The following is a 24,740-nucleotide window of genomic DNA, read 5'->3' on the forward strand; positions in this document are numbered from 1 at the left end:
AGCGAAGACGAGAGACCACCTCGAAGAGGAGTCACACCGTGGCCCGCCCCAAGATGCTCAAACTCTCCGAAGTCCTCAAAGAGATCGACATGAGCCGCGCCGCCTTCTACCGGATGCGCGCCCGTGGGCAGGCACCCCGCCTGCAGAAGCTGCCGAACGGCCATCTTCGGGTGAGTCGTGCCGACTTGGACGCGTGGTGGGAGCGCTGCGGACAGCGCGCTGTCGCCTGACCTGTCCGACACACAACATGGGGCCCGCCGTTCTGGCGGGCCCCTCTCTCTTTGGAGCACCATGCCCACGTACGACGTACGGATCTGGTCCGTCCGGCAGCGCAAAGACCGCGGCCAGTCCTCGGCGGAACTTCGCTGGAAGACCGGCCAGACTCCACACTCACAGACGTTCCGGACCAAAACCCTGGCCGATGGGCGCCGCGCGGAATTGCTGCGAGCGGTGCATAGCGGTGAGCCCTTCGATGAGGTCACCGGTGTGCCGGTCAAGGAGCTGCGGGAGCGCAACGAGGTGAGCTGGTATCAGCACGCTCGCGACTACATCAAGATGAAGTGGACGCACTCCCCCGGCTCCACCCGGCGGACTCTCGCCGAGGCCATGGCAACTATCGCCCCCGCTCTAGTCACGGACACCAAGGGAATGGCCGATCCTGGGAGCGTGCGCGTCGCGCTGTACAGCTGGGCGTTCAACATGACCCGGCGCGCCGAGGAGCCGCCTGCGGACGTCGCCAAGGTGCTGGCCTGGTTCGAGCGGAAGTCACTGCCCGCGTCGGCCCTGGCTGACCGGATGCACGTACGGGCAGCTCTGGACGCACTGACCAAGAAGCTGGATGGCACCACCGCCGCAGCGTCCACCATTCGCCGGAAGCGAGCCATCTTCCACAACGCTCTGGGCTACGCGGTTGACGCTGGCCACCTGTCGCAGAACCCTCTCCCCCAGGTTCAGTGGAAGGCTCCAGAGCAGGTAGAAGACGAGTTGGACCCTGCCACCGTGCCTGACCCGCGGCAGGCTCTCTCCCTGCTGGATGCCGTACGGATGCAGAGCGCCAGAGGCCGCCGGCTGGTCGGCTTCTTCGGGTGCATGTACTACGCGGCAGCGCGCCCCGCCGAAGTGATCGGGTTGCGCATCCAGGACTGCGACCTGCCCCGTCGCGGATGGGGCGTGCTGCTGTTGCGGGAGACTCGCCCCCGGTCCGGATCGGCGTGGACCGACAGTGGAGAGGCGCACGATCAGCGTGGGCTCAAGCACCGCCCGCGGAAAGCCGTCCGCACGGTCCCGATCCCGCCTGACCTGGTCGCCCTGCTCCGGTGGCATGTCACCGCCTACGGAACAGCCGACGATGGCCGCCTCTTCCGCACCCAGCGTGGCGGTCTCATCCAGGACACGGGATACGGAGAGGTGTGGGCGGAAGCCCGCTCGCGTGCCCTCACGCCGCTCCAGCGCGCTTCCCAGCTTGCGAAGCGTCCGTATGACTTGCGTCACGCGGCTGTCTCAACCTGGCTCAGTTCAGGGGTGGAGCCACAGGTGGTTGCGCAACGTGCCGGCCACAGTGTGGCCGTTCTCTTCCGCGTCTACGCCAAATGCCTGGAGGGGGCCGCAGCGACGGCTAACGCTCGGATCGAAGCAACGCTGAGGGGAGGGAGGTAGGCACCCCACGCTGCCCCACGCCCGCCCCACGCAAGCTGGTCAGCACGCGAAACAGGGTGAGACACACCGGCATATAGCGCCCATTTGCGGCTAGCCAAGACCTGGCACGCGGAAAGGGCCCGCGATCAGCGTTTCCGCTGTTCACGGGCCCTTCTTTTCCAGTGGCGGCGCCAGGGTTCGAACCTGGGTAGGCTGAGCCGGCAGATTTACAGTCTGCTCCCTTTGGCCACTCGGGCACACCGCCAAGGGATGCTGCCGTGAGACCCCGCCTTGCGGCGGCGCTCTGTGGCAACGACGTAAACGATACCTGATGCCCGGGGGTGCTACGCCACTGGATTGACCAGCGGCCGGGGCGGGCGCGGGTGGCTAGGCTTTGGTGGGCGGCGTGGTGCCTGCGGGCTCTGCCGCCGCCCCTGTGAGCACTTCCATTCCAGCACCCCGATACAAGGAGCCACACGTCATGGCCGACTCCAGTTTCGACATCGTCTCGAAGGTCGAGCGGCAGGAGGTCGACAACGCCCTCAACCAGGCCGCGAAGGAGATCTCCCAGCGTTACGACTTCAAGGGCACCGGTGCCTCGATCTCCTGGTCCGGCGAGAAGATCCTGATGGAGGCGAACGGCGAGGAGAGGGTCAAGGCGATCCTCGACATCTTCCAGTCCAAGCTGATCAAGCGCGGCATCTCGCTGAAGTCGCTGGACGCGGGCGAGCCCCAGCTGTCCGGCAAGGAGTACAAGCTCTTCGCCACGATCGAGGAGGGCATCTCCCAGGAGAACGCCAAGAAGGTCGCGAAGATCATTCGCGACGAGGGCCCCAAGGGCGTCAAGGCCCAGGTCCAGGGTGACGAGCTGCGGGTCAGCTCGAAGAGCCGGGACGACCTGCAGGCCGTACAGGCGCTGGTGAAGGGGCAGGACTTCGACTTCGACGTCCAGTTCGCGAACTACCGGTAGGACGCGGCGGTCCGGGCGCGGGGGCGGAACGTGTCGCTCCGCGCCCGGACTGCATGTCCGAATACCGCCGGTCGCGGCGGTACGGGCGACGCAGACTGGTCCGTGACGGCCGGCGCTCCGGCCGGCTTCCGGACGAGGAGAGGGACGAGCCATGACCATGTACGCGACGGTCGACAGCCCACTGGGTGAGCTGCTGCTGGTCGGCGAGGAGGCCGCGGGACCTGCGGGTTCCGCCGCGGGGGTCGCGCTGGTCTCGCTCTCCCTGCCCGGCCAGAAGGGCGCCGCGGTCGTCGAGGACGGGTGGGAGCACGCCCCCGCGGCCTTCGAGGGGGTCGCCACGCAGTTGCGGGAGTACTTCGGGGGGCGGCGGACCCGCTTCGACCTCGTGTACGCCGACGGCCGGGGCACGGACTTCCAGCGCCGCGTCTGGGCCGCGCTCGACGCCGTCCCGTACGGGGAGACGGTGTCGTACGGGCAGATCGCCGAGCGGGTCGGTTCGGCCGGCGCGGGCGTACGGGCCGTGGGCACCGCGATCGGGCGCAATCCGCTGCTCGTCGTGCGGCCGTGCCACCGGGTGATCGGCGCCGACGGGGCGCTGCGGGGTTACGCCGGCGGTCTGGAGCACAAGGAGCGGCTTCTCGGGCTCGAGGGCGCCCTGGCGGCGGGCTGATGAGCGGTCTCTTCCCGAGGCCGCGGGCCGTGGTCGCGCCGGGTGCCGTACACGTACCCGAGTGGCTGTCGGAGGGGCAGCAGCGGGAGTTGGTGGAGGCGTGCCGCGAATGGGCGCGCGGGCCCGTTCCGCTGCGGCGCACGGCGCTGCCGGGCGGCGGGGTGATGTCGGTGCGGACCGTGTGCCTGGGGTGGCACTGGCAGCCGTACCGCTACACGCGCACGGCGGACGACGTGAACGGTGCGCCGGTCGCGCCGTTCCCCCCGTGGCTCGCGGAGCTGGGGCGGGCGGCGGTGGCCGAGGCCTACGGGCCGGGGCGTCCGGCGGAGACGTACGCCCCGGACGCGGCGCTGATCAACTTCTACGACGACGCCGCACGGATGGGCATGCACCAGGACAAGGAGGAACGGTCCGGTGCCCCGGTGGTTTCGCTCAGCATCGGCGACACCTGCGTCTTCCGTTTCGGCAACACGGAGAACCGGGGACAGCCCTACACGGACGTGGAGCTGGCCTCCGGGGATCTCTTCGTGTTCGGCGGGCCGTCGCGGTACGCGTTCCACGGAGTGCCGCGGATCCGTCCCGGAACGGCGGATCCCGGGACGGGGATGAGCGGCGGCCGGCTCAATATGACACTGCGTGAGACGGGACTGGGCGGCCCCGGGGGCTAGTGCCTGAACCGAACCAGGGCCCAGGGGTACCGGACGTCTCAGCGGCGTTCGCGGGAGTTCCCGAACAGCAGCCGGTAGCCGATCAGCAGGACCAGTGAGCCGCCGATGGCCGACACCCAGGTCGCCGGGTCGAAGAAGTCCTCGTTGTCGATCGTGCGGTCCAGGAAGCGCGTCGCTATCCAGCCACCGAGGAAGGCGCCGACGACCCCGATGAGGGTGGTCCCCACGAGGCCGCCGGGGTCGCGGCCCGGCAGCAGGATCTTGGCGATGACACCGGCGACAAGTCCGAGAATGATCCAGCCAACTATGGTCGTCATGCGTGCGAACCTACCCGTCACTCGGTCTTGGAATCCAAGACGTTCGCGCCGGTCGGGCGGTTGCGGGCACAGGCTGTGAACTGCCTGTGCCCCGCCTGTCGTACGAGTGGGCCGCCGGGTGCGGGTGGGATGCCCGGGACGGGTGCGCTACCAGCCGGCGAACTCGTCGTCCGTGCTGACGATCTCCTTACCGAAGGGCATCAGCGAGACCGGGATCAGCTTGAAGTTGGCGATGCCCAGGGGGATGCCGATGATCGTGATGCACAGGACGATGCCCGTGGTGATGTGACCGAGCGCCAGCCACCAGCCGGCGAGGACCAGCCAGAGGACGTTGCCCACGCAGGAGGGCGCGCCCGCGTCCCGGCGATCGACGACTCGGTGGCCGAAGGGCCACAGGGCGTAGAGGCCGATGCGGAAGGCCGCCAGGCCGAACGGGATGCCGATGATCGTGATGCACAGCAGGAGTCCCGCGAGCAGGTAGCCGAGGAACATCCAGAAGCCGCACAGGACCAGCCAAATGACGTTCAGAATTGTCTTCACGGTCGGTGACCTGCCATCTGCTCGAGTCGGGCGATGCGCTCCGCCATCGGCGGGTGGGTCGAGAACATCTTGGACATGCCGTGTCCGGGGCGGAACGGATTCGCGATCATCATGTGGCTCGCGGTCTCGATCCGGGGCTCGGGGGGCAGTGGAAGCTGTTTGGTGCCGGCGTCCAGCTTCCGCAGCGCGGCGGCCAGGGCCAGCGGGTCGCCGGTCAGCTGTGCGCCCGAGGCGTCCGCCTCGTACTCACGGGACCGGCTCACGGCCAATTGGATCACGGATGCGGCGAGCGGTCCCAGGATCATGATGAGCAGCATGCCGAGGATGCCGGGGCCCTCGTCGTCGTTGGAGCGTCCGATCGGGATCAGCCAGGCGAAGTTGACCAGGAACATGACGACGGAGGCGAGCGCTCCGGCGACGGACGAGATCAGGATGTCGCGGTTGTAGACATGGCTGAGCTCGTGGCCGAGGACGCCGCGCAGTTCCCGTTCGTCCAGGAGCTGGAGGATGCCCTCGGTGCAGCAGACCGCGGCGTTGCGCGGGTTGCGGCCGGTCGCGAAGGCGTTGGGCGCCTGGGTCGGGGAGATGTAGAGGCGCGGCATGGGCTGGCGGGCCGTGGTGGAGAGCTCTCGGACCATGCGGTAGAGCTGGGGCGCCTCGAACTCGCTCACCGGCCGGGCGCGCATGGCCCGCAGGGCGAGCTTGTCGCTGTTCCAGTACGCGTAGGCGTTGGTGCCGAGGGCTACGAGGAGCGCGACGATCAGGCCCGTACGTCCGAAGAAGCTGCCGATGACGATGATGAGTGCGGACAGGCCGCCCAGGAGGACGGCGGTTCTCAGCCCGTTGTGCCGGCGGTGCACGGTACGCCCTCCAAGTGGTGCAGCAGGGGAACCCTTGCTCGGTGGTGCTCCACTCTCCAGTGGAGCCTCCCGTACTGGTCAACGCCAGGCGAGGAGAGCTAGTTCCCTTGTGCTTACTGCCGCGGGGCCGGGCCGCTCCGGGTGTTCACGGCGGAGCGGGCCGTAGGCCGTACGGGTGGAGGGGTGCCGCGGGGTCAGCGCTGGACGGGGAGTTTGGCGAGTGCCAGCGCCTCGGGGTCGGGCTCGACGTCGCTGGTGCAGTGGGCGCAGCGGGAGGCGACGGCCGGGATCGGGGTGTAGCAGCGGGGGCAGTCGCGCAGGGCGGCCTTGATGTCGACCTCCTCCTGGTCCTTCTTGGCCGTGAAGCGGTCCTGGACCTTGGCCATGGGCATGACGACACAGAAGTAGAGGACCGCGGCGGTGATGAGGAAGGCGATCGCGGCGCTGATGAAGAGGCCGTAGGGGAAGGTCACCCCGTCGAACTTGAAGTGCGCCTTGCTGAAGTCGCCCGTCCCGCGGGTGATGATCCCGATCAGCGGCACGATGAACGCGTTGCTGAACCCGGTGACGACCGCGGTGAACGCGGCTCCGACGGCGAGGCCGATCGCCATGGAGATGACGTTTCCGCGGAGGATGAAGTCCTTGAACCCATTCAGCACTGCCCTTGGCTCCTCTGTGGTGATGTGAAGGTGATACGCGCGGTGCGCGGGCACGACCCTGCCCTGTGCGGCCCGCCGGGGGCAAACCGATCTTGCGGGTGACGCGGGGGTCAGAAGAGGTTGACGCCGGCGAATCTGAGGACGGTCTGGGGGGCGCCCGACAGGGCGATGCCGGCGACGGCGGTGAGGACGATCGCGGCGGTGAGCGGGGCCGGGGTGCGGCGCCGGGTGCCGGCCTGCGGCTGCTCCGTACCGTTCTCTGCGGGGCTGCGGAACAGGGCCGCGGTCCACTGGAGGTAGTAGTAGAGCGCGATCACGACGTTCACGGCCATGACGACGGCGAGCCAGCCGAGTCCGGCGTCGACGGCCGAGGAGAAGACCGTGACCTTCGCGAAGAGTCCGATGATGCCCGGCGGGAGTCCGGCCAGGCAGAGCAGGAAGAAGCCCATCGCGAGGGCGGCGAGCGGGCGCCGGGCGTACAGGCCGCGGTAGTCGGCGATGCGGTTGCCCGGGTGGGTACGGGCGACGAGGGCGGCCACCGCGAAGGCGCCGAGGTTCACGACGGCGTACATCAGGGCGTACGCGACGGTGGACCCGATCTGGCGGTCGCCGGCGTACGCGGCGGCGGCGATCGGCACCAGGAGGTAGCCGGCCTGGGCGACGGAGGACCAGGCGAGCAGGCGTACGGCGCTGCGGGCGCGGGTGGCGCTCTGGCGCAGTGCGGCGACGTTGCCGACGGTCATGGTGAGTGCGGCGAGGACGGCGAGGGCGGGGCCCCAGACGTCCGCGTACGAGGGGAAGGCGACGACGGTGACGAGGATGAGGCCGGAGAAGCCGACCGCCTTGCCGACGACCGAGAGATAGGCGGCGATCGGCAGGGGGGCGCCGACGTAGGTGTCGGGGACCCAGAAGTGGAAGGGTGCGGCGGCCGTCTTGAAGGCGAAGCCGACGAGGGTGAGGGCGACGCCCGCCTCGGCGAGGGTGGAGAGCTGTCCGGGTACGTCGTCGAGGCGGGCGGCGATCTCCGTGAGGTGGAGGGTGCCGGTCGCCGCGTACACGAAGCTGACGCCCAGGAGCATGACGGCGGTCGCGACGACGGAGGACAGGAAGAACTTCAGCGCGGCCTCGGAGGAGCGCCGGTCGCCGCGCTTGATGCCGACGAGGGCGAACGCGGGCAGCGAGGCGACTTCGAGGGCGACGACGAGGGTGGCGAGGTCTCGGGACGCGGGCAGCAGGGCGGCACCGGCGGCGGAGGACAGCAGCAGGAACCAGAACTCGCCGGCCGGGAGCTTGCGGGTGTCGCCGATGGAGAGCAGCGCGGTGAGCAGGGCGCCGCCGAGCACGAGTGCCTGGATGACCAGGGTGAAGTGGTCGGCGGTGTAGCTGCAGGCGCGGCTGCCGGTGGTGAGGCAGAAGGTGGAGCGGTCGCCGTCGTGCAGGGGGATCAGGAGGGCGAGGGCGGCTACGAGGCCGGCGACGGCCCCGTAGCCGAGGAGCGGCTTGCGGGCCGCGGGGACGAAGAGATCGGCGACCAGCACGACGAGGGCGACGGCCGCGACGGTGACCGGGGGCGCGATCGCGAGCCAGTCGACGGACTGGACGAGGCTTGCTGCGCCGGGGGCGCTTTCGGCTGCCACGATCACGACTTGCCTCCTGCGAGGAGCTTCTGCACGGCCGGGTCGGTGAGGCCGAGGAGGACGGCCGGCCACAGTCCGGCGAGGACGGTGAGGGCCGCGAGGGGGGTCCAGGCGGCGAATTCGTAGTTCTGGACGTCGGCGATCGGATGCGGTTCCTCGCGCCTGGCGCCCATGCAGACGCGGCGGACCACGACGAGGAGGTACGCGGCGGTGAGCAGCGTGCCGAACGCGGCGACGGACATGAAGGTGAGGAAGGCGGGGCGGCTGAGTCCGTCGGCGGGGTCGAAGGCGCCGAACAGGGCGAGCATCTCGCCCCAGAAGCCGGCCAGGCCCGGCAGTCCGAGGGAGGCGACCGCGGCGAACGCGAGGAGGCCGCCGAGGCGGGGGGCCCGGCCGTAGAGGGCGGCGCCGGTGGCTCCGGCGAGGGTGTCGAGGTCGGCGGTGCCGTACCGGTCCTTGACCGCGCCGACCAGGAAGAACAGCAGGCCGGTGATGAGTCCGTGGGCGATGTTGGCGAAGAGCGCGCCGTTGACGCCGGTGGGGGTCATGCTCGCGATGCCGAGGAGGACGAAGCCCATGTGGCCGACGGAGGAGTACGCGATCAGCCGCTTGAGGTCGCCCTTGGCGCCGGGCCGGGCCAGCGCCAGGCAGGCGAGCGATCCGTAGATGATGCCGGCGACCGCGAACGCCGCGAGGTAGGGCGCGAAGGTGTGCATGCCGTCGGGTGCGACGGGGAGCAGGATCCGGACGAATCCGTACGTGCCCATCTTCAGCAGGACGCCCGCGAGGAGGACGGAGCCGACCGTCGGGGCGGCGGTGTGGGCGTCGGGGAGCCAGCTGTGCAGCGGCCACATCGGGGTCTTGACCGCGAGCCCGATGCCGATCGCGAGAACGGCGACGACCTGCACGGACGAGGTGAGGCCACGGCCGTTGTCAGTGGCGAGTGCCACCATGTCGAAGGTGCCGCTCTTCAGTCCGATGAGGAGCAGGCCCAGCAGCATGACGACCGAGCCGAGCAGTGTGTAGAGGATGAACTTCCAGGCGGCTGCCTGCTTCTGCGCACCGCCCCAGCGGGCGATGAGGAAGTACATCGGGATGAGCACCATCTCGAACGCCAGGAAGAACAGCAGCAGATCGAGGACGGCGAAGGTCGCGAGGGTGCCGGACTCCAGCAGCAGGATGAGGGCGACGAAGGCCTTCGGGGAAGGGCCTTCGGGCATTTTGAAGTAGCTGTAGAGCGCGCAGAGGAAGGTCAGCAGCGCGGTCAGTACGAGAAGGGGGAGCGAGATGCCGTCGATGCCGAGGTGGATGCGGACGTCGAGCGCCGGGATCCAGCTGATGTCGGTGGTGGCCTGCATCTTCGACGGGTGGTCGTGGTCGAAGCCCAGGGCCAGCACGATCGCGGCGATGAGGATCACGCCGCTGACGGTCACGCCGTGGCGGAGCACGGCCTGGTCCGGGCTCCTGCCCTTCAGCCCGGGCGGGGCCGGGAGCAGGGCGGCGACGGCGCCGACGAGCGGGCCCACGACGACGAACGCCAGAAGGAACTGCATCACGGATGCGCTGATATCGATCACGGCTCACGACCCGGCGTTGACGTTGGCGAAGACGACGGCGGCGACCGCCAGGACCAGCGAACCGGCGAGCAGTGCGCTGAGGTAGGTCTGCACGTTGCCGGTCTGCGCCCGGCGGACGGCGGTGCCGAGCCAGCGTGTGGCGGTGGCGGAGCCGCGTACGTAGGTGTCGACGACCTCGCGGTCCAGGAAGCGGACGAGGCTCGCCGCGGCCTGGACGGGGCGGACGAACAGGGCCGCGTACAGGGCGTCCAGGTGGAATCCGGTGGCCGCGTGGCGGTGGAGCGGGCCGAGCAGCAGCCGGCCGGGGTCGGCCGGGTCGGGGGCGTCACCGGCGGTTCCGTAGGCGGCGGTGTGGCTCTCCATGGCCTCGACCTCGATGAGGGCGGGTTCCTCGTCGGGGTGGGCGACGACCGAACCCATGGGGGTGCGGGGGGCGAGTGCCGTGGTGTGGCGCCAGGCCCCGTAGGTGACGAGGCCGCCGACGAGACCGACGCCGGTGGACAGCACGGCGGTGGTGAGCGACGGGGTGAGGCTGTGGCCGTCGAACCAGTCGGTGATCACGCCGACGGTCAGTCCGAAGGCCATGGTGGGGACGGCCAGTACCCACAGGACCGAGGTCATGGCGACGGGCTGCCTGCCGTGGTCGGGTGCTTCGGCGCCGCGGCCGCGGAAGGCCAGGAGCCAGAGGCGGGTGGCGTACGCGGCGGTGAGCACGGCGGCCAGGAGGCCGGCGACGAGGACGGTCCAGCCGGCGGCGGCCGGGGCGACGTGCCGGTCACCGAGGGCGGTGTGCTCGGCGGCGACGAGAACGGCTTCCTTGGAGAAGAAGCCGGCGAACGGCGGGATGGCGGCCAGTGCGAGGAGGGCGACCGTCATCGTCCAGTAGGCGTCGGGGATGCGCTTGGCCAGGCCGCCCATGCGGGACATGGCGGCCAGTGAGTTGGTGCCGGCGGCGTGGATGACGACGCCCGCGGCGAGGAAGAGGACGGCTTTGAACGCACCGTGCGAGATGAGGTGGAAGACGGCGGCCCCGCGGTCGCCGACGGCCAGGGCACCCGACATGTAGCCGAGCTGGCCGATCGTCGAGTAGGCGAGGACGCGCTTGATGTCGTCCTGCGCGAGGGCGGCGAGTCCGGAGCCGATCATCGTGACGGCGGCCATCACCGCGAGGACGACGAGGGCGGCGCCCGATTCGGCGAAGACGGGGAGGAGCCGGGCCACGAAGTAGATACCGGCGGCGACCATCGTCGCCGCGTGGATCAGTGCGGAGACGGGGGTGGGACCGGCCATCGCGTCGGGCAGCCAGGTGTGCAGGGGGAACTGCGCGGACTTGCCCGCGACACCGGCGAGGAGGAGCAGCGCGATCAGGGTGGGGTGATCGAGGCCGCCGTGGGCGACCGAGCCCAGGATGCCGGTGATGCGGAAGGTGCCGGTGTCGGCGGCGAGGGCGAACAGGCCGATGAGGAAGGGCACGTCGCCGAGCTTGGTGACAAGGAACGCCTTGAGGGAGGCGGCGCGGGCCTCCGGCGTCTCCCAGTAGTGGCCGACCAGGAAGTACGAGCAGATGCCCATGATCTCCCAGCCGACCAGGAGCACCATCAGGTCGCCGGAGTAGACGACGAGCAGCATCGCGGAGGTGAAGAGGGAGACGAGGGCCGCGTACGAGGGGTAGCGGAGGTCGTCGCGCAGGTACGCGGTCGAGTAGATCTGCACGCAGCTCGCGACGAGGCCGACCAGCACGGCGACGAGGACGGCGAAGCCGTCGAGGTGCAGCGCGAGGTCGATCGGGACCGAGCCGGTGGGCGTGAGCTGGGTCGCGGCGTCGATGGCCCGGCCGCCGCCCTGGCGTGCGGCGACGACGACGGCGATCACGAGGGAGGCGAGGGACGGCAGCACGGCGAGCGGCCGCACGAAGCCCGGCGCGGACCGGCCGAGGAGGAGACCGGCCACGGCGCCCAGGAACGGGAGGAGGGGGACGAGGACGGCAAGGGTCGTGGTGGTCACGCGGTGGCCTCTGCCTTCTTTGCCTTCCCTGCCGGAGCAGTGGCCTGGTCTTCGGGGGCGTCGGCGTCGTCCGGATCGTCCGGGAGTTCCTCGGCGTCGTCGGTCTCGGCGGTGTCGCGGAGGTGGTCGACGTCGGAGCTGCCGCGGTTGCGGTAGACGGCGAGGACGATCGCCAGGCCGATGCCGATCTCCGCCGCCGCGATGGCGATGGTGAACAGGGTGAGGGCCTGGCCGGAGTGCAGGGTGTCGCGGAGCCAGACGTCGAAGGCGACCAGGTTGAGGTTGACCGCGTTGAGCATGAGCTCGACGGACATCAGGACGAGGATCGCGTTGCGGCGTGCGAGTGCTCCGTACAGCCCGGTGCAGAAGAGGAGGGCGGCGAGCACGGCGGGATAGGCGAGGTGCATCAGCTGCTCCTGTCCTCTCGGCTCGGGGTGCCGTCGGTTGCGGTGCCGTCGGTTGCGGCGCCGCGGGTCGTGGTGCCTTGGGGTGCGGCGCCGCGGGTCGTGGTGCTTCGGGGTGTGGTGCTGCTTCGGCCGGGGGTTGCGGCGGGTTTCGTTTCGCGGTCCTTGCGGGACAGGACGATCGCGCCGACGAGAGCGGCGAGCAGCAGGACGGAGAGGGCTTCGAACGGCAGCACCCAGTGCCGGAAGAGGAAGGAGCCGGTGGCCTCGGTGGAGCCCTGGGCCGGCCCGTCCAGCGTGATCCACGTGGTGCGGAAGGCGTCCACGACGACCCAGACGAGGGTGCCGGCCGCGGCGACGGCCACCCCGAGGGCGGCCCAGCGGTTCTCCGAATCGGCGTCCGGGGAGCGGCCGATGGGGGCCCGGGTCAGCATCAGCCCGAACAGGAGGAGGACGACGACGGAACCGACGTAGATCAGCACCTGCACCCAGGCGATGAACTCCGCGGTCAGCAGGAGGTACTCGACGGCGAGGCCGCCGAGCGCCACGATCAGCCAGAGGGCGGCGTGCACCAGCTGCCGGGTCGTGACGGTCACGAGGGCCGCGCCGAGGGTGGCGACGCCGACGAGGACGAAGGCGATCTCCACACCGGTCGGGGAGAGGAAGCCGGGGTGGCTCCCGGCGGCGGCGAGGACGGAGGCGGCTCCGGTGGCGGTCATCACTCCGGTCCCCCCTGGTCGGCTGCCTGCTCCGCCGCTTCCTGTTCGCGCTGGGCGCGGAGCTTGTCCGCCGTCTTGCGGGCGGCGGCGATCTCCTTGGGCTCCTCGGCACCGGGGTCGAGGGCCGGCGGCTCCGGGACCGTCCACATCCAGTCGCGCAGCTTGTCGCGCTCATGGGTGAGTTCCAGGATGTCCGTCTCCGCGTACTCGAACTCCGGCGACCAGAAGAGCGCGTCGAACGGGCACACCTCGATGCAGATGCCGCAGTACATGCAGAGGGAGAAGTCGATCGCGAAGCGGTCCAGCACGTTGCGGCTGCGCTCGCGGCCGCCCGGGGCCGCGGCGGGCATCGTCTCCTTGTGGGAGTCGATGTAGATGCACCAGTCGGGGCATTCGCGGGCGCAGAGCATGCAGACCGTGCAGTTCTCCTCGAACAGCGCGATGACGCCGCGGGAGCGGGGCGGGAGTTCGGGCTGCGTGTCCGGGTACTGCGCGGTGACGGTCTTCTTCGTCATCGTCCGCAGGGTGACGGCGAGGCCCTTGGCCAGGCCTGAGCCGGGGATCGGGGGCATTAGCTGATCGCCACCTTCACGATGCCGGTGAGCGCGATCTGCGCGAGGGCGAGGGGGATGAGCGTGGTCCAGGCGAGCTTCTGGAGCTGGTCCTCGCGCAGTCGCGGGTAGCTCACGCGCAGCCAGATGACGACGAAGGCGAGGATGCCGGTCTTCAGGAGCGTCCAGACCCAGCCGAGGCCGTCGGCGCCCAGCGGGCCGTGCCAGCCGCCGAGGAAGAGGACGGTCGTCAGTCCGCAGAGCACGACGATGCCCGCGTACTCGGCGAGCAGGAAGAGGGCGAAGCGCAGGCCGGTGTACTCGGTGTACGCGCCGAAGATGATCTCCGAGTCCGCGACCGGCATGTCGAAGGGCGGGCGCTGGAGTTCGGCGAGTCCGGCCACGAAGAAGACCAGGGCGCCGACGATCTGCCAGGGCAGCCACCACCACTCGAACGCGTCGAGGATGCCGGGGAGGGACACGGTGCCGGCCGCCATCGCCACCGAGGCGGCGGCGAGGAGCATCGGCAGCTCGTACGCGAGCAGTTGCGCGGCGGTGCGGAGGCCGCCGAGCAGCGAGAACTTGTTCGCCGACGCCCAGCCCGCCATGAGCGAGCCGAGCACGCCGACGCCCATCACCGCGAGCACGAAGAAGATGCCCGCGTCGACGACCTGGCCGACCGCGCCCTCGCCTGGGCCGATCGGGATGGCGACGAGCACGAGGAGGTACGGGAGCAGCGCGACGGCGGGCGCGATCTGGAAGACCCGGCGGTCGGCCTCGGCCGGGACGATGTCTTCCTTCTGCGCGAACTTCACGCCGTCCGCGACGAGCTGGGCCCAGCCGTGGAAGCCGCCGGCGTACATGGGGCCGAGGCGGCCCTGCATGTGCGCCATCACCTTGTGTTCGGCCTGGCCCACGATGAGGGGGACGACCATGAACACGGCGAAAACGATGATGAGGCGGAGGGCGACGTCCAGTACGTCGTTCACTCGCGATCGCCTCCGGTCGGGGGCTTGGGGGGCGGGGTGGTCTCGGGGGGTGTGGGGGGTTTGGGGGGTGTGGGGGGCTGCTCGGTGGAGGGTTGCTCGGTGTTGGGCTGCTCGGGGGTGGCGTCGGGGGTGTCGCTGCGCGGGGCTTGTCCCCTACCCGCCCCTTCCCGAACCGGGGGCTCCGCCCCCGGACCCCCGCTCCTCAAACGCCGGAGGGGCTGGGAGGAACCAGAGGCATCGGGGGAATCCGAGGAATCGGGAGCACCGTGGGACTCGGGGGAACCGGATGCACCGGGAGCACCGTGGGGTTCGGAGTCACCCGGGTCACCGGAGTCGCCGGAGTCACCCGGGTCACTGGAGCCGCCAGAGTCGTCGGAGTCGCCCGAAGCACCGAGAGCCTCAGAGGCATCGGAAGCACCCTGGGTCTCAGAGGAACCGGAGTCACCGCGGGAAGGAGCACCGGGGACACCAGAGGTGTCGGAGTCGCCAGAAGCACCCGGCTCACCGGATTCGCCCGGCGCAACCGCCCCGCCGGCCTCTCGTGTCCCACCCGCCGGCTCGTCGAATGCAGGCCGGGCATCGTGCCACGGCGCCTCCGGGGTACGGGACTCCGACGAGGTCCGGGGCTTCGACGGCGTCCGGGAATCCGACGACGTACGAGGCTTCGAAGGGGTGCTGGGCTCTGCCGTGGGACTCGACCCTGCCGCGGGGCTCGGCTCCGGCGTGGGGCTCGGCTCTGCCTTGGGGCTCGGTTCCGACGTGGGACTCGGCTCCGGTGGGGCCGCCTCCGCAGCGTCCCTCGGTGCCTCGCCCGGCTGCACCGGCGGGACCGGCGGCACCGGCGGCACCGCAGGCGCCGCGGGCTGCTGGCTCGCCGAGCCCTGGGACACGGAGCGGCTCCGACGCGCTGGAGCGGGAGCGGCAGCGGGTGTCGTCTGCTCGGTCGGTGTCGTCGTGGGCTGCTGGCCCGCCGAGCCGTCGCTCGCGCTGCGGGTGCGGCGGGCCGGGCGGGCCGCGCGCGCCGGGGCAGGTGGGAGCTGGCCCTTCAGCGGGCCCCATTCGTTCGGGTCGGGCACGCCGGGCGGCAGCATCGTGCGGCGCTTCGGGCCGCCGTGCTCCGACTCGCCCGGCTCCTTGGCGCCGGGCCAGGCCTTCGCCACGCGCGCCGCGAGGACGAAGTCCTTGCGCAGCGGGTGGCCCTCGAAGCCCTCGGGCAGCAGCAGCGGAACCAGGTGCGGGTGGCCGTCGAAGCCGATGCCGAACATCTCGTGGGTCTCGCGCTCGTGCCAGGCGGCGCCCGCGTACACGTCGATCGCGGTGGGCAGCACGGCCGCCTCGTGCGGGACGGTCGTACGGAGCAGCAGGCGGCGGACCCGTCCGCCCGCGGCCGGCAGTGCGGCGACATGGGCGCAGACACGGAAGCCGGTGCCCGGTTCGTCCACCGCGCTCAGCCAGTCGAAGTACGTGCAGCCGAGCCGGTCGCGCGCCGTTTCGAGCGCGGCGATCCAGGACGCGGGCGGCACGTCGACGGTCAGCAGTTCGTACGCCTGCTCCGCCGTCGCGTCCTCGCCGAAGATCTCGGTGACGGCGTCCGGCAGCCGGTCGTATCCCCCGGCGCTCCCGGCGCTACCGGCCCTCTCAGCGCTCTCAGCGCTCTCGGCGCTCTCGGCGCTCCCGTCGGTGGTCACTTCGGCTCCTCCTTCGAGGAGTCAGGGGTCGAGGAGTCGGGAGTCGCGGAGTCAGCGGCCGAGGAGCCGGGCGCGGGCGGGGCCGCTACCAGGCCGCTGCGCAGGGCGGCCGTGGAGGGGCGGCTGCCGCCCGTCGCGTAACGCTCACCCAGCGACTCGCGCGCGATCTTCTCCTGGAGCTTGAGAATGCCCTGGAGCAGGGCCTCCGGCCGGGGCGGGCAGCCCGGTACGTAGACATCGACCGGAATGATCTGGTCGACGCCCTTCGTCACGGAGTACGAATCCCAGTACGGGCCGCCGCAGTTGGAGCAGGCGCCGAAGGAGATGACGTACTTGGGCTCGGGCATCTGCTCGTACAGCCGCTTCACCGCGGGCGCCATCTTGTCCGTCACCGTGCCGGAGACGATCATGAGGTCGGCCTGGCGGGGGCCCGGGGCGAAGGGGATCACGCCGAGCCGGATGAAGTCGTGACGCGCCATGGAGGCGGCGATGAACTCGATGGCACAGCAGGCGAGTCCGAAGTTGAAGACCCAGAGGCTGTAGCGGCGGCCCCAGTTGAGGACCACCTTCATCGGCTCGGGCGCGAGCCTGGACAGCACGCCCAGGCGCTTCGGCTCGGGGAGGAACGTGGGGACGGGCTCGGGCGCGGAGGCCTCGGCGGATTCCGCCTCCGCTCCCGGCCGACCGGCGGACGACGGGCTCGTCACGTCCATTCGAGGACGCCCTTCTTCCATGCGTAGAGCAGTCCCACGGCCAGGAAACCGAGGAAGATGAACATTTCCACGAGCGTCGTCGCCCCGTATCCGGGCGCGGCGAAGACGGTCGCCCACGGGAACAGGAAGATCGAGTCGACGGCGAAGATCACATACAGGAAGGCGTACACGTAGTAGCGGACCTGGGTGTGTGCCCAGCCCTCTCCCACGGGGTCCACGCCGCATTCGTACGTGAGGAGTTTCTCCGGCGTCGGCACCACGGGACGCAGCAGCCGGCCGGCTCCGAAGGCGACGGCGACGAACAGCACGCCGACCACGGCGAGCAGTCCGACCACTGAGTAGCTGTGGAAGTAGTCCGACGCGAGAACGGCCGGTCCCGGCAGCTCCGCTCCCGGCAGGTCCGCCACGTCCGTCACGTCCGCCCCCTCGCTCCCTCAAACCTGTTCGACGATCTGTACGCACGGGAGTCTAGGCCCTGTAAAGGAACGGTAAGCAGTTGCGTCGGGCAACTGGTGGGGTTATCCCCACTTCGCCCCCACCCATGAGCCCCATGGCGTCCGGGAGCCCGGCCCGGCAGGCTGGACACATGACCATGAGCCCCCAGGTGCCCGATCACGACGGGCCGCCTCCTGTCCGCTTCGCCTTCGACCGGTGGACGTGGAAGGAGATCGCGCATCTTCTCGCCAATCTTCCGATGGCCATCGCCGGTTTCGTCTACACCGTGCTGATGGTCTCCATCGGCGTGGGGCTGGCGATCACGGTGATCGGACTGCCCCTGCTCGCGCTGGGGCTCCAGGGCTCCCGGCTGCTGGGACGTGCCGAACGGGGCCGGGCGCGGGGGCTGCTCGGGCTGCGGATCGACGAGCCGAGCCCGCTGGCCCGGGTCCGCCGGGAGGAGGGGTTCTTCGCCTGGCTGTGGTCGAGCCTGAAGGACCCGGTGGGCTGGCGCGCGGCGCTGTACTCGTTCATGCGGCTTCCGTGGGGCGTGGTCACGTTCGCGGTGACGCTCGTGAGTCTCTTCGTCCTGTGGCCGGTACTCCCCTATACGGCGCGGTTCATGGCCAACGCCGACCGCGGCATGGTGCGCGGGCTGCTCTCGCCCTCCGACGAGCTGGAACGCCGCATCGCCGAACTGGAGTCGGACCGGGGCGTCGTCGTCGACACCGCCGCCGCCGACCTGCGGCGCATCGAGCGCGATCTGCACGACGGCGCGCAGGCGCGGCTCGTCGCCCTCGCGATGGGGCTCGGTCTCGCCAAGGAGAAGCTGACCGACGACCCCGAGGCCGCGGCCCGCATGGTCGACGAGGCCCACGGCGAGGTCAAGGTCGCCCTCCAGGAACTGCGCGACCTGGCCCGCGGCATCCACCCCGCCGTCCTCACCGACCGCGGACTCGACGCCGCACTCTCCGCCATCTCCTCGCGCTGCACGGTCCCCGTCACAGTGGGGGTGGATCTGCCCGGCCGGCCCGCACAGGCCATCGAGGGCATCGCCTACTTCACCGTCTCCGAACTGCTGCAGAACATCAGCAAGCACAGCGGGGCGCGTACGGCGTCCGTCGATGTGTGGCGGTCTGCGGACCGGCTGCTGATCCAGGTCTCCGACGACGGGCGGGGCGGGGCCTCGATGGACGGCGGTACGGGGATGGCGGGGCTCGCCGAGCGGCTGGACGCCGTCGACGGGCTGTTCGTCCTCGACTCCCCGGTCGGGGGCCCTACGACCGTCACCGCCGAGCTGCCCTGGCGCGACCGGGAGGACGAGAAGGACGCGGCCGCCGGCCGCACGGCCAGGGCCTGAACCGCGCCCGGCCACGCGCGGCGCCCAGGGGTAGGGAAAACCCCCGGTCGAAGAGGGAGACCGTCCTCATGGTGCGGGATCCGTCGGCACAGCACCCTTGAATCAGGCGCACGACCGCACGTCACCGCGCGAAGTTCGTGCAGAGCAACAGAAACAACTGAGCAGCACGGCAACAGCGCAACAGAGCAACAGAGCAAGTCAGCAGCACAGCAGCACAGCAAGTCAGCGGGCGCTCGGAAGCAGACCCAGAGAAGCAGCGGATACGACGGATGCAGCAGAAACGGACGGAACCCATGGCCACGGCATACGGACCGGACACACGGGACCATCAGCGGTCGGGCTCCGGATACGGGGAGCAGCCGGCGCGACACCGCGTCCCGGCCGTGCTGCGGGCCCCCTTCGAGGGCAGGACCTGGCGCGAGTTCGGCTATCTGATGCTCAGTCTGCCGATCAGCGTCGTGCTGTTCAGCTTCGCGATCACCATGACCGCCGTGGGTGCCGGACTGCTCGTCACCTTCCTGGGGATCCCCGTCCTGGCCGCCGGGCTGGCCATGTGCCGCGGCTTCGGCGCGATGGAGCGGGCCAGGGCGCGCGGTCTGCTGAAGCTGGACGTGGCCGATCCGGCGCCGGTGCGGGGCCGGACCGGCGGTCTGATGTCCTGGGTCGGCGCGGTCCTGAAGAGCGGGGTGTCCTGGCGGCACCTGCTCTACGCGCTGCTGCACTTCCCGTGGGCGGTCTTCGCCTTCTGCGTCTCGCTGACCCTGTGGTCGTACGGCTGGGCGGCCCTCACGTACCCCTTGTACTCCTGGGTCTTCCCGGCCTACGTGGGTATCGACGGGGTGCAGCTGTACGGCGACGCCAATCACCAGGTCTATCTGGACTCGTCCGTCGAACTCACGCTGACCAGCGCCTTCGGTCTGGTCCTCGTCGTCGTCACGCCGTGGATCATCCGCGGTCTGGCCTCGGTGGACCGGCTGATGGTGACCGGGCTGCTGGGCCCGTCGCGGCTGGCCTCGCGCGTCTCGGAGCTGGAGTCGGACCGGGGCGTCGTCGTCGACACCGCCGCCGCCGACCTGCGGCGCATCGAGCGCGATCTGCACGACGGCGCGCAGGCCCGGCTCGTCGCCCTCGCCATGGATCTGGGGCTGGCGAAGGACAAGCTGACCGACGACCCCGAGGCCGCGGCCCGCATGGTCGACGAGGCCCACGGCGAGGTCAAGGTCGCCCTCCAGGAACTGCGCGACCTGGCCCGCGGCATCCACCCCGCCGTCCTCACCGACCGCGGACTCGACGCCGCACTCTCCGCTGTGGCCTCCCGCTGCACGGTGCCCGTCACGGTCGAGGTCGATCTGCCCGGCCGGCCGGCGCAGGCCATCGAGGGCATCGCGTACTTCACCGTCTCCGAGCTGCTGCAGAACGTCAGCAAGCACGCCCGCGCCACCCGCGCCACGGTCGACGTCTGGCGGTCGGCGGACCGGCTGATGCTCCAGGTCGCCGACAACGGACGCGGCGGGGCCGGCCAGGCGTCGGGCAGCGGTCTGGCCGGGCTGACCGAGCGGCTGGACGCCGTGGACGGGATCCTGGTCGTCGACTCCCCCGTGGGCGGCCCGACGAAGATCACGGCCGAGCTCCCGTGGCGCGGCTGATCGCCCTCCCGTACCCGGACGCCGGACGGACCCGTACAGCGGGCCGCCCGGCGTCCGGCGTTCCGCGCCGGGCCGGTCGCGTGACGACTCAACCCTGCGAACGTGCGCGACGTCCCTGCCGATACTGGGATGCTGGACGGCATACGGGTGGGAACAGCGAGCAGTGGGGGATTCAGCGTCGTGGTGGAGGACAGAGTGCGCGTGGTCATCGCCGAGGATTCGGTACTGCTCCGGGAGGGACTCACCCGGCTGCTGACGGATCTCGGGCATGACGTCGTGGCGGGGGTCGGTGACGCGGAGGCCCTGATCAAGACGGTGGGTGACCTCGCCGGGCAGGACGCGCTGCCCGATGTGGTGGTCGCCGATGTGCGGATGCCGCCGACCCACACCGACGAGGGGGTGCGGGCCGCGGTGCGGTTGCGCAAGGAGTACCCGGGGATCGGGGTGCTGGTCCTTTCGCAGTACGTCGAGGAGCAGTACGCCACCGAGCTGCTGGCCGGGTCCAGCCGGGGCGTCGGCTATCTGCTGAAGGACCGGGTCGCCGAGGTCCGTGAGTTCGTCGACGCGGTGGTCCGGGTGGCGCAGGGCGGCACGGCGCTGGATCCGGAGGTGGTGGCGCAGCTGCTGGGCCGGAGCCGTAAGCAGGACGTGCTGGCAGGGCTGACGCCGCGTGAGCGCGAGGTGCTCGGTCTGATGGCGGAGGGGCGGACGAACTCGGCGGTGGCGCGGCAGCTCGTGGTGAGCGACGGCGCGGTGGAGAAGCACGTCAGCAACATCTTCCTGAAGCTGGGGCTCTCCCCCAGCGACGGCGACCACCGGCGCGTCCTGGCCGTCCTGACCTATCTGAACTCCTGACGCCGCGCGTGATGACGCCCGCTATTATCTGACGGGTAGTCAGGTAATAGCGGTGCCGGGGACCGGGAACGGCCCGAAGAGGCGGAACGGGAGATTCCCTCCCGGGTGTCTCCAGCGAAGATCCGCCGATGGGCCGGGCGGCTGGTGAATCATGACGGAACAGCGCCGAAAAGCGTCTCAAAACGCCGTCCAATATGCGATCGGCCACAGGAAGGCGACCCTTACAGACGTAGGGTGGGGCTCGGGACCGCCGGCGGGCCGGATGGTTCCGAGTTGCCGCGCCGAGGGAGGTCCAGTAAGTGACCAGCCAGGTCAGTAGCCCAGCCGATCAGGCCGATGAGGCCAGTGAGGCGCTCGTAGGGGGACAGCGTGCCCCCCAGTCCGCAGCAGGCACCGGCGAGAAAGAGATCCGTCGTCTGGATCGGGTGATCATCCGTTTCGCGGGTGACTCCGGGGACGGTATGCAGCTCACGGGTGACCGTTTCACTTCGGAGACCGCGTCCTTCGGGAACGATCTCTCCACGCTGCCGAACTTCCCCGCCGAGATCCGAGCGCCCGCAGGAACCCTGCCGGGCGTCTCCTCCTTCCAGCTCCACTTCGCCGACCACGACATCCTCACCCCCGGCGACGCCCCCAACGTCCTGGTCGCCATGAACCCCGCCGCACTACGGGCCAACATCGCCGACGTACCACGCGGCGCCGAAATCATCGTCAACACCGACGAGTTCACCAAACGCCCCATGGCAAAAGTCGGCTACGACACCAGCCCGCTGGAAGACGGGTCCCTGGAGGCCTACAACGTCCACCCGGTGCCACTGACCACCCTCACGATCGAGGCACTGAAGGAGTTCGGGCTCTCCCGCAAGGAAGCCGAACGCTCGAAGAACATGTTCGCGCTCGGACTCCTCTCCTGGATGTACCACCGCCCCACCGAAGGCACCGAGACGTTCCTGCGCGCCAAGTTCGCCAAGAAGCCACAGATCGCCGAAGCCAACGTCACCGCGTTCCGCGCCGGCTGGAACTTCGGCGAGACGACCGAGGACTTCGCCGTCTCCTACGAGGTCGCACCCGCCACCCAGGCCTTCCCCACCGGCACGTACCGCAATATCTCGGGGAACCTCGCCCTGTCCTACGGCCTGATCGCCGCCGGCCGACAGGCCGACCTGCCCGTCTACCTGGGGTCCTACCCGATCACTCCGGCGTCCGACATCCTGCACGAACTCAGCAAGCACAAGAACTTCGGCATCCGCACCTTCCAGGCCGAGGACGAGATCGCCGGCATCGGCGCCGCACTCGGTGCGGCCTTCGGCGGAGCGCTCGGAGTCACCACCACCTCCGGGCCCGGGGTCGCCCTCAAGTCCGAGACCATCGGCCTCGCCGTCTCTCTCGAACTGCCGCTCCTCATCATTGATATCCAGCGGGGCGGGCCTTCCACGGGGCTGCCGACCAAGACCGAGCAGGCCGACCTCCTCCAGGCCATGTACGGGCGCAACGGCGAGGCACCGGTGCCCATCGTCGCGCCGAAGACCCCGGCCGACTGCTTCGACGCGGCACTCGACGCCGCCCGGATCGCCCTGACCTACCGCACCCCGGTCTTCCTCCTGTCCGACGGCTACCTCGCCAACGGATCCGAGCCCTGGCGCATCCCGGAGACCGACAGCCTCCCCGACCTGCGCGTCCAGTTCGCCGGCGGACCCAACCACGAACTGGCCGACGGCACCGAGGTGTTCTGGCCCTACAAGCGCGACCCACAAACCCTCGCCCGCCCCTGGGCCGTCCCCGGCACCCCCGGCCTCGAACACCGCATCGGCGGCATCGAGAAACAAGACGGCACAGGCAACATCTCCTACGACCCCGCCAACCACGACTTCATGGTCCGCACCCGACAGGCCAAGGTGGACGGCATCGAGGTCCCGGACCTGGAAGTCGACGACCCGGCGGAGGCGAAGACGCTGGTGCTGGGGTGGGGATCGACGTATGGCCCCATCACCGCTGCCGTGCGGCGGCTCCGGGCCGCGGGACGGCCGATCGCGCAGGCTCATCTGCGGCATCTCAACCCGTTCCCGCGGAATCTCGGCGAGGTGCTGAAGCGTTACGACAAGGTGGTCGTCCCGGAGATGAACCTCGGGCAGCTGGCCATGCTTATCCGGGCCAAGTACCTGGTGGACGCACACAGTTACAACCAGGTCAACGGCATGCCGTTCAAGGCCGAGCAGCTTGCGACGGCCCTCGAGGAGGCCATTGATGGCTGAGACCAACGAACTCTTGTCGCTGGTGCCGAAGACCGAGGCCAAGCAGTCCATGAAGGACTTCAAGTCCGACCAGGAAGTGCGCTGGTGCCCCGGCTGCGGCGACTACGCCGTCCTCGCCGCCGTCCAGGGCTTCATGCCCGAACTCGGACTGGCGAAGGAGAACATCGTCTTCGTCTCCGGCATCGGCTGCTCCTCCCGCTTCCCGTACTACATGAACACCTACGGGATGCACTCCATCCACGGCCGTGCCCCGGCCATCGCCACCGGGCTCGCCTCTTCCCGGCGGGATCTGAGCGTCTGGGTGGTCACCGGCGACGGCGACGCCTTGTCGATCGGCGGGAACCATCTCATCCACGCCCTGCGCCGCAACGTCAACCTGAAGATCCTCCTCTTCAACAACCGGATCTACGGACTGACCAAGGGCCAGTACTCCCCCACCTCCGAAGTCGGCAAGATCACCAAGTCCACACCGATGGGCTCACTCGACGCACCCTTCAACCCGGTGTCCCTGGCGATCGGGGCGGAGGCGTCCTTCGTCGCCCGCACCGTCGACTCCGACCGCAAACACCTCACCAGCGTGCTCCGCGCAGCGGCCGACCACCCCGGCACAGCACTCGTGGAGATCTACCAGAACTGCAACATCTTCAACGACGGCGCCTTCGAAGTCCTCAAGGACCGCGAGCAGGCCCAGGAAGCCGTCATCCGACTGGAACACGGCCAGCCGATCCTCTTCGGCACCGACAACTCCAAGGGCGTCGTGCGGGACACCCTGACCGGTGACCTGAACGTGGTCGCGGTGACCGAGGACAACAAGTCACAGATCCTCGTCCACGACGCACACGCCCCCAGCCCCACCACCGCGTTCGCCCTGTCGCGCCTCGCCGATCCCGACACCCTGCACCACACCCCGATCGGCGTGCTCCGCAGCATCGAACGACCCGTCTACGACACCCTCATGGCCGACCAACTCGACACCGCGGTCGAACAGCAGGGCAAGGGCGACCTCGGTGCCCTGCTCGCAGGCAACGACAACTGGACGGTCGTCGGCTGACACCGGCCCGTCGCGCCTCGATGCGTCGGCCGTGCCCGTCACGGGCACGGCCGACGCATCTTCGTTTTCGCGTGGCGGCGCGTGCCTACGCGTCCTGCTTCTGCCCGTCGTACGCCGTGCGCGCCGCGTCCACCGCGTCCAGGCTCCGCTCCGACCAGCGCGCCAGCGCCCACACCTGCTCGGCGGCCTCCCGGCCGAGCGCGGTGAGGCTGTAGTCGACCCGCGGCGGGATCACCGGCTTGGCGTCCCGGTCCACGAAGCCGTCGCGCTCCAGCGTCCGGAGTGTCTGCGCCAGCATCTTCTCGCTGACCCCGCCGACCTCGCGGCGCAGCTCGCTGAAGCGGTACGAGCGCTCCAGCAGGGCGGCCAGTACGAGGACACCCCAGCGGCTGGTGACGTGTTCCAGCACCAGCCGGGACGGGCACATGGGCTCCCGCACATCGGGCCGTCGCTCCAGGTTCCTTACGCTCATACCAGTACCTTACTTCAAAGTGGGTACTTTCTTTTGGTTAGCGCCACCCTTAAGGTGAGTACCAGAAC

At 70.1% G+C, this 24,740-nt stretch carries 25 protein-coding genes and 1 tRNA gene; 10 read left to right on the plus strand and 16 right to left on the minus strand.

All coding sequences use genetic code 11. From position 1 onward, the window contains the following. The first annotated feature begins 38 nt into the window (after positions 1-38). Both OG521_16215 and OG521_16220 read left to right on the plus strand, forming a co-directional pair. Positions 39-230, plus strand: coding sequence for a helix-turn-helix domain-containing protein (locus OG521_16215; protein WUW22259.1), 192 nt, complete (start codon positions 39-41; stop codon positions 228-230). Between the two features lie 61 nt (positions 231-291). Beyond that, positions 292-1,656 carry a tyrosine-type recombinase/integrase gene (locus OG521_16220; GenBank protein ID WUW22260.1) on the plus strand — a complete coding sequence of 455 codons (1,365 nt, stop codon included), beginning with the start codon at positions 292-294 and terminating at the stop codon, positions 1,654-1,656. 162 nt (positions 1,657-1,818) lie between these two features. Here OG521_16220 and OG521_16225 read toward each other — a convergent pair. Then, positions 1,819-1,900, minus strand: a tRNA-Tyr gene (locus OG521_16225). 216 nt (positions 1,901-2,116) lie between these two features. Between OG521_16225 and OG521_16230 the strand changes: the two genes are divergently transcribed. The 3 genes from OG521_16230 (at position 2,117) to OG521_16240 (ending at position 3,943) form a co-directional block, all read left to right on the plus strand. Next, a complete protein-coding gene (locus OG521_16230; protein WUW22261.1) occupies positions 2,117-2,605 on the plus strand; it encodes a YajQ family cyclic di-GMP-binding protein in 489 nt (162 codons plus the stop codon). Between the two features lie 151 nt (positions 2,606-2,756). Beyond that, the gene (locus OG521_16235) at positions 2,757-3,275 is read left to right on the plus strand and encodes a methylated-DNA--[protein]-cysteine S-methyltransferase (protein WUW22262.1); all 519 of its coding nucleotides are present in this window, start codon (positions 2,757-2,759) and stop codon (positions 3,273-3,275) included. After that, positions 3,275-3,943, plus strand: coding sequence for an alpha-ketoglutarate-dependent dioxygenase AlkB (locus tag OG521_16240; GenBank protein WUW22263.1), 669 nt, complete (start codon positions 3,275-3,277; stop codon positions 3,941-3,943). The genes OG521_16235 and OG521_16240 overlap by 1 nt, the downstream gene beginning before the upstream one ends. A 38-nt stretch (positions 3,944-3,981) precedes the next feature. On the opposite strand, the gene OG521_16245 is transcribed toward OG521_16240, so the two are convergent. The 14 genes from OG521_16245 to OG521_16310 form a co-directional block, all read right to left on the minus strand. Further along, on the minus strand, positions 3,982-4,260 hold the full coding sequence (locus OG521_16245; protein ID WUW22264.1) for a GlsB/YeaQ/YmgE family stress response membrane protein: 279 nt from the start codon (positions 4,258-4,260) through the stop codon (positions 3,982-3,984). A 147-nt stretch (positions 4,261-4,407) separates the two neighbouring features. Next, positions 4,408-4,800 carry a YccF domain-containing protein gene (locus tag OG521_16250; protein WUW22265.1) on the minus strand — a complete coding sequence of 131 codons (393 nt, stop codon included), beginning with the start codon at positions 4,798-4,800 and terminating at the stop codon, positions 4,408-4,410. Then, positions 4,797-5,660: a zinc metalloprotease HtpX gene (gene htpX / locus OG521_16255; protein ID WUW22266.1), complete on the minus strand. Its 864-nt coding sequence runs from the start codon at positions 5,658-5,660 to the stop codon at positions 4,797-4,799. The genes OG521_16250 and htpX overlap by 4 nt, the downstream gene beginning before the upstream one ends. Positions 5,661-5,854: 194 nt before the next feature. Next, positions 5,855-6,319 carry a large conductance mechanosensitive channel protein MscL gene (gene mscL / locus OG521_16260; GenBank protein ID WUW22267.1) on the minus strand — a complete coding sequence of 155 codons (465 nt, stop codon included), beginning with the start codon at positions 6,317-6,319 and terminating at the stop codon, positions 5,855-5,857. Between the two features lie 110 nt (positions 6,320-6,429). Continuing rightward, on the minus strand, positions 6,430-7,962 hold the full coding sequence (locus OG521_16265; protein WUW22268.1) for an NADH-quinone oxidoreductase subunit N: 1,533 nt from the start codon (positions 7,960-7,962) through the stop codon (positions 6,430-6,432). Further along, entirely contained in the window at positions 7,959-9,533 is a 1,575-nt protein-coding gene (locus OG521_16270) for an NADH-quinone oxidoreductase subunit M (protein WUW22269.1), read from the minus strand. The genes OG521_16265 and OG521_16270 overlap by 4 nt, the downstream gene beginning before the upstream one ends. Before the next feature lie 3 nt (positions 9,534-9,536). Beyond that, positions 9,537-11,537, minus strand: a complete 2,001-nt coding sequence (locus OG521_16275; GenBank protein WUW22270.1) for an NADH-quinone oxidoreductase subunit L — start codon at positions 11,535-11,537, stop codon at positions 9,537-9,539. Next, on the minus strand, positions 11,534-11,944 hold the full coding sequence (nuoK, locus tag OG521_16280; GenBank protein WUW22271.1) for an NADH-quinone oxidoreductase subunit NuoK: 411 nt from the start codon (positions 11,942-11,944) through the stop codon (positions 11,534-11,536). The genes OG521_16275 and nuoK overlap by 4 nt, the downstream gene beginning before the upstream one ends. Then, positions 11,944-12,660 (minus strand): NADH-quinone oxidoreductase subunit J, encoded by a 717-nt coding sequence (locus OG521_16285; protein WUW22272.1) that lies wholly within the window; start codon positions 12,658-12,660, stop codon positions 11,944-11,946. Before OG521_16285 ends, nuoK begins: the two co-directional genes overlap by 1 nt. After that, positions 12,660-13,232, minus strand: coding sequence for an NADH-quinone oxidoreductase subunit I (locus tag OG521_16290; GenBank protein ID WUW22273.1), 573 nt, complete (start codon positions 13,230-13,232; stop codon positions 12,660-12,662). Before OG521_16290 ends, OG521_16285 begins: the two co-directional genes overlap by 1 nt. After that, positions 13,232-14,200, minus strand: a complete 969-nt coding sequence (locus tag OG521_16295; GenBank protein WUW22274.1) for an NADH-quinone oxidoreductase subunit H — start codon at positions 14,198-14,200, stop codon at positions 13,232-13,234. Before OG521_16295 ends, OG521_16290 begins: the two co-directional genes overlap by 1 nt. Next, entirely contained in the window at positions 14,197-15,798 is a 1,602-nt protein-coding gene (locus OG521_16300) for an NADH-quinone oxidoreductase subunit C (protein ID WUW26695.1), read from the minus strand. Before OG521_16300 ends, OG521_16295 begins: the two co-directional genes overlap by 4 nt. A gap of 86 nt (positions 15,799-15,884) precedes the next feature. Beyond that, positions 15,885-16,601 (minus strand): NADH-quinone oxidoreductase subunit B, encoded by a 717-nt coding sequence (locus OG521_16305; protein WUW22275.1) that lies wholly within the window; start codon positions 16,599-16,601, stop codon positions 15,885-15,887. Then, entirely contained in the window at positions 16,592-17,017 is a 426-nt protein-coding gene (locus tag OG521_16310) for an NADH-quinone oxidoreductase subunit A (protein ID WUW22276.1), read from the minus strand. The genes OG521_16305 and OG521_16310 overlap by 10 nt, the downstream gene beginning before the upstream one ends. A 170-nt stretch (positions 17,018-17,187) precedes the next feature. Between OG521_16310 and OG521_16315 the strand changes: the two genes are divergently transcribed. The 5 genes from OG521_16315 (at position 17,188) to OG521_16335 (ending at position 24,200) form a co-directional block, all read left to right on the plus strand. After that, entirely contained in the window at positions 17,188-18,396 is a 1,209-nt protein-coding gene (locus tag OG521_16315; GenBank protein WUW22277.1) for a sensor domain-containing protein, read from the plus strand. A gap of 293 nt (positions 18,397-18,689) precedes the next feature. Beyond that, positions 18,690-20,042, plus strand: coding sequence for a sensor domain-containing protein (locus OG521_16320; GenBank protein ID WUW22278.1), 1,353 nt, complete (start codon positions 18,690-18,692; stop codon positions 20,040-20,042). 195 nt (positions 20,043-20,237) lie between these two features. Further along, positions 20,238-20,897: a response regulator transcription factor gene (locus OG521_16325; protein WUW26696.1), complete on the plus strand. Its 660-nt coding sequence runs from the start codon at positions 20,238-20,240 to the stop codon at positions 20,895-20,897. A gap of 299 nt (positions 20,898-21,196) precedes the next feature. Beyond that, on the plus strand, positions 21,197-23,149 hold the full coding sequence (locus OG521_16330) for a 2-oxoacid:acceptor oxidoreductase subunit alpha (protein WUW22279.1): 1,953 nt from the start codon (positions 21,197-21,199) through the stop codon (positions 23,147-23,149). Next, positions 23,142-24,200 (plus strand): 2-oxoacid:ferredoxin oxidoreductase subunit beta, encoded by a 1,059-nt coding sequence (locus tag OG521_16335; GenBank protein WUW22280.1) that lies wholly within the window; start codon positions 23,142-23,144, stop codon positions 24,198-24,200. The genes OG521_16330 and OG521_16335 overlap by 8 nt, the downstream gene beginning before the upstream one ends. Before the next feature lie 85 nt (positions 24,201-24,285). Here the strand turns inward: OG521_16335 and OG521_16340 are convergent, their stop codons facing one another. Next, on the minus strand, positions 24,286-24,672 hold the full coding sequence (locus tag OG521_16340; GenBank protein WUW22281.1) for a helix-turn-helix transcriptional regulator: 387 nt from the start codon (positions 24,670-24,672) through the stop codon (positions 24,286-24,288). Between the last annotated feature and the right edge of the window lie 68 nt (positions 24,673-24,740).

This window comes from Streptomyces sp. NBC_01463, assembly GCA_036227345.1.
Lineage (GTDB): Bacteria > Actinomycetota > Actinomycetes > Streptomycetales > Streptomycetaceae > Streptomyces.

Bases quoted from the DNA above. Each gene is read 5' to 3' on its own strand.
- OG521_16220 (WUW22260.1), top strand. From the start codon at position 292: ATGCCCACGTACGACGTACGGATCTGGTCCGTCCGGCAGCGCAAAGAC.
- OG521_16230 (WUW22261.1), top strand. From the start codon at position 2,117: ATGGCCGACTCCAGTTTCGACATCGTCTCGAAGGTCGAGCGGCAGGAG.
- OG521_16235 (WUW22262.1), top strand. From the start codon at position 2,757: ATGACCATGTACGCGACGGTCGACAGCCCACTGGGTGAGCTGCTGCTG.
- OG521_16240 (WUW22263.1), top strand. From the start codon at position 3,275: ATGAGCGGTCTCTTCCCGAGGCCGCGGGCCGTGGTCGCGCCGGGTGCC.
- OG521_16245 (WUW22264.1), bottom strand. From the start codon at position 4,260: ATGACGACCATAGTTGGCTGGATCATTCTCGGACTTGTCGCCGGTGTC.
- nuoK (WUW22271.1), bottom strand. From the start codon at position 11,944: ATGCACCTCGCCTATCCCGCCGTGCTCGCCGCCCTCCTCTTCTGCACC.
- OG521_16285 (WUW22272.1), bottom strand. From the start codon at position 12,660: ATGACCGCCACCGGAGCCGCCTCCGTCCTCGCCGCCGCCGGGAGCCAC.
- OG521_16290 (WUW22273.1), bottom strand. From the start codon at position 13,232: ATGCCCCCGATCCCCGGCTCAGGCCTGGCCAAGGGCCTCGCCGTCACC.
- OG521_16305 (WUW22275.1), bottom strand. From the start codon at position 16,601: ATGGACGTGACGAGCCCGTCGTCCGCCGGTCGGCCGGGAGCGGAGGCG.
- OG521_16315 (WUW22277.1), top strand. From the start codon at position 17,188: ATGACCATGAGCCCCCAGGTGCCCGATCACGACGGGCCGCCTCCTGTC.
- OG521_16320 (WUW22278.1), top strand. From the start codon at position 18,690: ATGGCCACGGCATACGGACCGGACACACGGGACCATCAGCGGTCGGGC.
- OG521_16335 (WUW22280.1), top strand. From the start codon at position 23,142: ATGGCTGAGACCAACGAACTCTTGTCGCTGGTGCCGAAGACCGAGGCC.
- OG521_16340 (WUW22281.1), bottom strand. From the start codon at position 24,672: ATGAGCGTAAGGAACCTGGAGCGACGGCCCGATGTGCGGGAGCCCATG.